Here is a 7,507-nt window from a genome sequence, read left to right on the forward strand (position 1 = left end):
AAACTGCTGCGCGGTTTGGTATTGCGTGCAAGCAATAACTTCCCGCCGCTGAAAAAACTGATTACCAAACAATTGACCGGTTAATCATTTGAAAACATAAAAGGCCGTCTGAACGATTACAGTTTCAGACGGCCTTGTTTTTTATCTATTGCTTATTCGGCTAAAACCGATTCGGGCATTTCTTGACGGACGTTTAAGGAAGTCAGTTTTTTGGTCAAGATGCTCAATACGATGCCGTAGGCGGGCAGGAAGAAGAGGGTGCAGATGGCAAGTTTGAACAGATAATCGACAAATGCGATGCCCTGCCAATTTGCCGCCATAAATTCATCGTTGCTCGCATAAAAGGCAACGGCGAAAAACACCAGCGTGTCCAAAGCGTTGCCGACCACGGTGGAAGCAGTAGGGGCAGCCCACCATGATTTCAGACGGCGTAATCTGTTGAACACGAAAATATCGAGGATTTGCCCGAGCGCATAGGCGGAAAAGCTGGCCAATGCGATGCGGCCGACGAAGGTGTTAAATTCGGCCAAAGATGCCCAGCCTGTCCAGTTGCCGTCATGAAAGAGGACGGAGAAGACGTAAGAGAGCAGAAGGGCGGGGAACATCACCCAAAAAATAATCCGTCTCGCCAACGGCGCGCCGAAAATGCGCACGGTCAGGTCGGTAGCGAGGAAGATAAAGGGGAAGGAAAATGCGCCCCAAGTGGTAAGAATACCGAAAATCTGAAAGGGGAACTGCACCAGATAGTTGCTGGCGGCAATAATAAAAATATGGAAAAGCACCAGCCAGAAGAGCGCTTTCTTCTGCTGTGCGGCAGTAAATTCGTACATGGAAATCTTTCGGAAGTTTTTCAGACGGCATGAAGCCTTGCAAGACTGTGCAATAAATGAAGTCTTGCAATGAAAAGGGCGTTAGGCCGTCTGAATAGGATTATTGTGCATCGTGCTCAAACAGGCGTTTGCGTGCCAAAGCTTCAAACTCTGTGCCTGCTTTGCCGTAGTTGGCAAACGGATGAATGGCGATGCCGCCGCGCGGTGTGAATTCGCCGAATACTTCGATGTATTTCGGATCCATCAGGGCGATGAGGTCTTTCATGATGATGTTGACGCAGTCTTCATGGAAGTCGCCGTGGTTGCGGAAGCTGAAGAGATAGAGTTTCAGTGATTTGCTTTCCACCATTTTGATATGGGGGATGTAGCGGATGTAGATGGTGGCAAAGTCGGGCTGGCCAGTCATCGGGCAGAGGCTGGTGAACTCGGGGCAGACGAATTTGACGAAATAGTCGTTGTCTGGATGTTTGTTGTCGAACGCTTCCAAAATTTCAGGCGCGTATTCGCTTGGGTATTGGGTTTTCTGGTTGCCCAAAAGGGAGATGCCTTGCAGCTCTTCGTTGTTGCGGGACATGAGGTTTCCTTAGTTTTTTAATGTGGGAGGTTTTCGAACCACGGGGTGCGGATTGTAATATAAATTGCATGACTTGTGCGGATTTTATAGCGATGAATCAGCAGGATAGCTTTCAGACGGCCTGTTTTGTATTTTATGAAACCTGTTTTCCGCTTTACAATAGCAGCCAATCAACAGGCCGTCTGAAAGTTTTGTATGTCTTTAGCCCAACCCAAACGTATTCTGATCATCAAATTGCGCCATCATGGCGATGTGCTTTTGAGCACGCCGGTGGTCGATGCGCTGAAAACCCGTTTCCCCGATTGCGAAATCGATATGCTGGTGTATGCCGGTACGGAGCAGCTGATTGCTGATAATCCGCAGATTGCGCAGATTTTGACCATTGATCGAAATTGGAAGAAGCTAGGCGTATTCAAGCAGTTGGCGTGTGAGAAAAACCTTTTGTCTAAGCTGAAGGCGCGCGATTACGACTGGGCTTTCAACCTGTCCGACCAATGGCGCGCGGCAATAATCGCCAAACTGTGCGCCCGTTGCAGTGTGGGTTTTGACTGCATCAAGCGCGACGGTTTTTGGTGGCGTTTCTGTCATGATTTTATCAACCATGAGCTTGATCCCAGCCATCATATCGTTGAAAACCAATTGAATATCCTTGCGCCGCTTATCCAGCCTGAAGACGTCGCCGATGCGAAGGTACGCCTTTGGGTAGCACAAGATGCAAGGGAAAGCATGCAGCAGAAATTGCGTGAGCAGGGGTGGAGCGGTGAAGATTATGTGTTACTGCACCCGGGTGCGCGTTGGCATTTCAAATGTTGGGAAGACGGCAAAAACGCCGCCATCGTACAACTTCTGCTCAACAGCGGACAGAATGTCGTATTGACTGCTTCTCCCGACACTGTCGAACAATACATGCTTCAGGAAATTATAGGCCGTCTGAATATTCCGGAAGGCAGAAAAGTATATGTGTTGTCCGGATGTTTGAGCCTGCGTGAATTGGCGGCGGCCATTGAGGGCGCCAAGCTGTTTGTCGGTGTCGATTCCGCACCGATGCACATCGCTGCAGCTTTGGATAAACCGCAAATCGCTTTGTTTGGCGCATCATGGGTGGATAAATGGCGTCCGTATTCCGAGCAGGCCGAAGTCATTTATGCCGGCGATTATGCCGAACTGCCTCACCCCGACAGTATCGATACCAACGATCCGACACGTTTGTTGAAAGCGATTCCTTTGCAGGATGTGTGGGATAGAATTTCTGCCAAATTGGAGGCGTTGGAGGCTTAAAACCGCTTACCACGATCCGTTAAACGTTTTAGCTTTGCGCCAAAATGCCCATTTGGAACGGCGGCCGATTTCCAGCGTGCCGCCGTTTTCGCCGTCTGTGGTAATGCATACAGTTTTCAGACGGCCTGAGGCGAGTGCGTCCCATAAAGGCGAAAACCAACGGGTTTCCCAGCTTTCCAAAATATCTTTGTATGCCCAAACATCGCCTGTCTGTAAGGTGGAAACCAAGTCGTCCAAAAAGATAAGGCCGTCTGAAACTGTGCTGCCTGTTTCTTGAACCATCTCAAACCAAGCCTTCAAATCATACGGCGCATCGAGTTTGGGCGTATCTAAAAAACGCGCCCATGCGCTGTCTGAGGCGACAATATCCGCAGACTGTGTGCCGTTCGCATCGTTCCACAGCCACAAACCGTTGATTTCCGGCAATCCTTGTTGTTCACGCGCTTGGTTAATCGGATGCGAGTGGAGAAACATTTGGATTTCCGTCTGCACGGCCAACCAAGACACCGCATCTTTGCCGTGCGCCTGACCGTCCATTTCCGGCTGCCCGCACACATCCAAAACACATTCCGCCCCCCAATCTTCTATCGTCGGCATACTGAGCAGCCACATGCTTTCGCAAAGCGGCTCGAATTGCCAATCTTTATCTTGATAAAACGCCGACAAGTCCGCACATAACCGTTGCGCCTCCTCTTTTTGGATGCCGATAAACTCGCCACTGATAATGTTGACATGGTGCATGCCCATCTGTTGCCAAACCGGAGAGGCAAAAGCGGCTGTGCGTTTTTGGCTTGTGTGGCGTAAACGTTGCACTTGGGCAATGAGGCTGCCGCCCCACAAATGGCGTCCGTAAAATTCAGACGGCCTGAGTGTTTCTTTGCGTAATGTGCCGTAACGCAAAAGACGGTTAAAAGCAGGTAAGGCAAGCTCAGGGACGGATTCGTCGGCAAAGCGGTTGAGTGAGGGGAGGGCGAGGGTCAGCTTCATAAGCGCAAATAGATAGAAAAACCGTTATTTTACGCGACAAATGATGCGTTTCGGAACCTTGCCCTCACGTACTCAAAAAGAGCCGTTCAGACGGCCGGTTTGGAAAAAACGGGCTGCCATGCTAAAATGCGTGGCGTAAATTTCAGAAAAACAGGGTGTAAATCAACACAATAGCCCTGATAATAACGTCAATCTCAAACACGACCTCATTCATTCCGAATGAAAACCTGATTTTCAGATCGGAAAAAAGACTCAAAGTCCTTTATCCCCAAAACTGTTTAAACCAGCAGGCGGTCGCAGCAGGCCGGATGTGCCGGCATTCTGCAAACCTCAAAAACAGACCGCCCCATTAAGGATAACGCGTGATTAAAAACAAATATTCCACTCGATTCAAAGCAACCCTCTTAGCGTTTCTGCTGCCGGCTTCAGGCATCATGACCGCATACGCCATTACCGACCCTCAACCTGCACAAACCGATTTTAAAGTCGAGCGTATTTCCGAAGAGCTGCCTGCCGTTTATGTGGAAACCAATACCTATCAATCCAGCTATTGGGCGCAAGAAGCCGTCCAAGCCGGCGACTCTTTGGCAGACGTTTTGACACGTATGGGTGTCAACCAAGAAGACATCAAGCAAATCATGGCGAAAAACAATGCCAACCTCGACATGAAAAACCTGCGGACCAACCAATCCGTCAACATCCGCATCGATTCTTCAGGCCAAGTGACCGACGTTCAATTCTTTACTGATGAAGAATTGGAACGCAACTTGGTGGCTTTGGAAAAAGTCAAAGGTAAATGGCGCATCTCCAATGCCGAAATCGACATGAAAACCATGCCGACCCTGCGTTCTGTGCAAATCCGCACTTCCGCCATCGGCGATATGCTCCGTGCCGAAATCCCTTCCGAAGTGTATATCCAGCTCAAAGAAATCTTTGCCGACTCGTTTAATATGAGCGATTTGAAAGAAGGCGATACCGTGCGTCTTTTGTACAACAGCATGTATTTCCGCGGCCAACAAATGGCGGTCGGCGATATTTTGGCGGCTGAAGTGGTTAAAGACGGCAAAACCTACCAAGCCTATTATTACAGCCAAGGCAAAGGCGACGAAGAAAGCGGCAGCTACTACGACCAAAACGGTAAGTCCCTGCAACAAAAAGAAGGCTTTAATACCGAGCCTGTTGCATACACGCGCATTTCTTCCCCGTTTGGCTACCGTGTCCATCCGGTTTTGCATACCGTTCGTATGCACACCGGTATCGACTATGCCGCGCCGACCGGTACGCCTATTAAGGCTGCTGCCGACGGCGAAGTGATTTTCAAAGGTTGGAAAGGCGGCTACGGCAATACCGTGATGATCCGACATGCCAACGGTGTGGAAACCCTGTACGGCCACATGAGCGCGTTCAGCCCTGCCGACGGCAGAGTCCGCGCCGGCGAAGTGATTGGTTTTGTCGGTACAACCGGCCGTTCGACCGGCCCGCACCTGCACTACGAAGCACGCGTCAACGGCCAGCCGGTCAACCCGACTACCGTCGCCCTGCCGACGCCGAAATTGACCCCGACCAATATGGCCGCGTTCCGCAAACAGCAAAAAGATGCCAGCACGATGTTGTCTACCATCCGCTCTTTGCCGGTTTCCGTAGCGCAGCTGGATTAATAAGATAAAGGCCGTCTGAATAAGGTTTCTTTCAGACGGCCTTTCCCATTAAAATCGATACCTCAACGCCCACGTTTACTCAGAGAAAACTTATGTCTGCTTATCAGCCCATTATCCAATCCCTGCTTGATACCGACCTGTACAAATTCACCATGCTGCAAGTCGTGTTGCACCAATTCCCGCAAACCCACAGCCTCTACGAATTCCGCTGCCGCAACAAAGAGATGGTGTATCCGCTGGCCGATATTCAAGAAGACTTGGAACGCGAGCTCAACGCCCTGTGCCAGCTGCGCTTTACCCATGACGAACTCGACTATCTGCGCAGCCTGCGTTTTATCAAAAGCGATTTTGTCGATTATCTCGAACTTTTTCAACTCCAACGCCGCTTCGTCCAAGTCAGCCCTGATGATCAAGGCCGTCTGAACATCCGCATCGAAGGCCCGATGATACAGGCGATGTTCTTCGAGATTTTCATTCTTGCCATCGTCAACGAACTCTATTTCCGCCGCTTGGAAACGCCTGCCGTCATCGAAGAGGGTGAGCGCCGTCTGCAGGCCAAAGCGCAACAGCTGAAAGAAATTGCGGCCACTCAAAATCCGAATGATCCGCCGTTCCTGATTTCCGATTTCGGCACACGCCGCCGCTACACCCTTGCATGGCAGGAACACGTTATCCGCACCTTGCTGGAAGCTGCTCCCGATATCGTGCGCGGTACCAGCAACGTTTATCTGGCCAAAAAACTCGGCATCACACCCATCGGTACCATGGCGCATGAGTTCCTCCAAGCCTTCCAAGCCTTGGACGTACGTTTGCGCAACTTTCAAAAAGCCGCGCTGGAAAGCTGGGTACACGAATACCGCGGCGACCTCGGCATCGCCCTGACCGACGTAGTCGGCATGGATGCCTTCTTGCGTGACTTCGACCTGTACTTCGCCAAACTCTTCGACGGCCTGCGCCACGACAGCGGCGATCCTTATGTTTGGGGCGACAAAGCCTACGAGCATTACAAAAAACTCAAAATCGACAGCCGCACCAAAATGCTGACCTTTTCAGACGGCCTCGATATTGAGCGTTCATGGGCGTTGCACCAATACTTCAAAGACCGTTTCAAAACCAGTTTCGGTATCGGTACCAACCTGACCAACGACTTGGGACACACGCCTTTGAACATTGTCTTGAAGCTCGTCGAGTGTAACGGACAATCCGTCGCCAAGCTCTCCGACTCCCCGGGCAAAACCATGACCACCAACAACACCTTCCTTGCTTACCTGCGCCAAGTGTTTGACGTACCGGAGCCGGAAGAGAAAGCCTAAAAACAAAGGCCGTCTGAAATGTTCAGACGGCCTTTTTAATTAATCCATATCGCTTTCGGGCAATTCTGCCGAACCCATCCGGCGTAAGATGATATTGGTTTTGTTGTGCATCCGTTTGCTCTTAGGGTGGTCTGCGTAAAACAGCGGAGCCGGAACGCGCGCCGTGAGTTTGGCGGCTTGTTGGCGGGTGAGGGCGGAGGCAGGTTTCTTGTAGAAATACTGGGACGCAGCTTCCGCGCCGAATACGCCGTAGTGCCATTCGATTGAGTTCAGATACAGCTCAAAAATGCGGTCTTTGTCGGTAACGGCTTCCATCATCGCGGTAATTGCCGCTTCTTCGCCTTTGCGGATGTAGCTGCGGCTTTCGTTGAGAAACAGGTTTTTTGCCAGTTGCTGGCTGATGGTCGAACCGCCGGCTTTGACTTCGCCGCTTTGCTTATTGCGTTTCATGGCGTATTTGATGCCGTTCCAGTCAAAGCCGCTGTGTTCGGCAAAGTTAGCGTCTTCGGAAGCAATCAGGGCTTTTTTGAGGTTGACGGAGATTTGGTCGTAAGGCACCCAGCGGTAATCCAGCTCGACATCGCGGCCTTCTTTTGCAAACTGGCTCATGCGCATGGACATGAAGGCGGTTTTGCTGGGCGCGACGGCGCGGTAGGTAATGATGTTGCCGTACACATAAGCGTTGAAGAAGATGAAGATGCCGATGGGCAGGGCAATCAGCCATTTGATGATGCGGAACATGGTTACAGGGCTTTCATGTATTCGATAACAGGGCGGATATCGGGCGTAAATCCGCGCCAAATATGGTAAGAGGCGGCAGCCTGACCGACCAGCATGCCCAGGCCGTCTGAAACTTCGGCCGCGCCG

At 50.9% G+C, this 7,507-nt stretch carries 7 protein-coding genes, 1 pseudogene and 1 riboswitch; of the genes and pseudogenes, 3 read left to right on the forward strand and 5 right to left on the reverse strand.

The annotated features are described in order from the left end of the window. Nucleotides 1-152 precede the first annotated feature (152 nt). Both ACTHS3_RS03290 and queF read right to left on the reverse strand, forming a co-directional pair. Nucleotides 153-830 (reverse strand): 7-cyano-7-deazaguanine/7-aminomethyl-7-deazaguanine transporter, encoded by a 678-nt coding sequence (locus ACTHS3_RS03290; protein WP_070625051.1) that lies wholly within the window; start codon nucleotides 828-830, stop codon nucleotides 153-155. 100 nt (nucleotides 831-930) lie between these two features. Further along, nucleotides 931-1,404 (reverse strand): preQ(1) synthase, encoded by a 474-nt coding sequence (queF, locus tag ACTHS3_RS03295; protein WP_003748427.1) that lies wholly within the window; start codon nucleotides 1,402-1,404, stop codon nucleotides 931-933. A gap of 3 nt (nucleotides 1,405-1,407) precedes the next feature. Beyond that, nucleotides 1,408-1,452, reverse strand: a riboswitch (PreQ1 riboswitch). 147 nt (nucleotides 1,453-1,599) lie between these two features. Between queF and rfaQ the strand changes: the two genes are divergently transcribed. Beyond that, complete coding sequence (gene rfaQ, locus ACTHS3_RS03300; protein WP_049337016.1) at nucleotides 1,600-2,682, forward strand: putative lipopolysaccharide heptosyltransferase III; 1,083 nt, start codon at nucleotides 1,600-1,602, stop codon at nucleotides 2,680-2,682. Between the two features lie 6 nt (nucleotides 2,683-2,688). Here rfaQ and ACTHS3_RS03305 read toward each other — a convergent pair whose 3' ends face one another. Continuing rightward, complete coding sequence (locus tag ACTHS3_RS03305; RefSeq protein WP_049337014.1) at nucleotides 2,689-3,669, reverse strand: hypothetical protein; 981 nt, start codon at nucleotides 3,667-3,669, stop codon at nucleotides 2,689-2,691. Between the two features lie 362 nt (nucleotides 3,670-4,031). On the opposite strand from ACTHS3_RS03305, the gene ACTHS3_RS03310 reads away from it, so the two are divergent. Further along, on the forward strand, nucleotides 4,032-5,327 hold the full coding sequence (locus ACTHS3_RS03310; RefSeq protein ID WP_003748435.1) for a M23 family metallopeptidase: 1,296 nt from the start codon (nucleotides 4,032-4,034) through the stop codon (nucleotides 5,325-5,327). A 92-nt stretch (nucleotides 5,328-5,419) separates the two neighbouring features. Beyond that, nucleotides 5,420-6,640: a nicotinate phosphoribosyltransferase gene (gene pncB, locus ACTHS3_RS03315; RefSeq protein ID WP_070625050.1), complete on the forward strand. Its 1,221-nt coding sequence runs from the start codon at nucleotides 5,420-5,422 to the stop codon at nucleotides 6,638-6,640. A gap of 39 nt (nucleotides 6,641-6,679) precedes the next feature. Here the strand turns inward: pncB and mtgA are convergent, their stop codons facing one another. Together mtgA and aroE are read right to left on the reverse strand one after the other, a co-directional pair. Continuing rightward, nucleotides 6,680-7,381 carry a monofunctional biosynthetic peptidoglycan transglycosylase gene (mtgA, locus tag ACTHS3_RS03320; RefSeq protein ID WP_003684244.1) on the reverse strand — a complete coding sequence of 234 codons (702 nt, stop codon included), beginning with the start codon at nucleotides 7,379-7,381 and terminating at the stop codon, nucleotides 6,680-6,682. 2 nt (nucleotides 7,382-7,383) lie between these two features. Continuing rightward, nucleotides 7,384-7,507: pseudogene (gene aroE / locus ACTHS3_RS03325) on the reverse strand (shikimate dehydrogenase); the annotation flags it as partial.

The organism is Neisseria sp. P0009.S007, assembly GCF_051962515.1.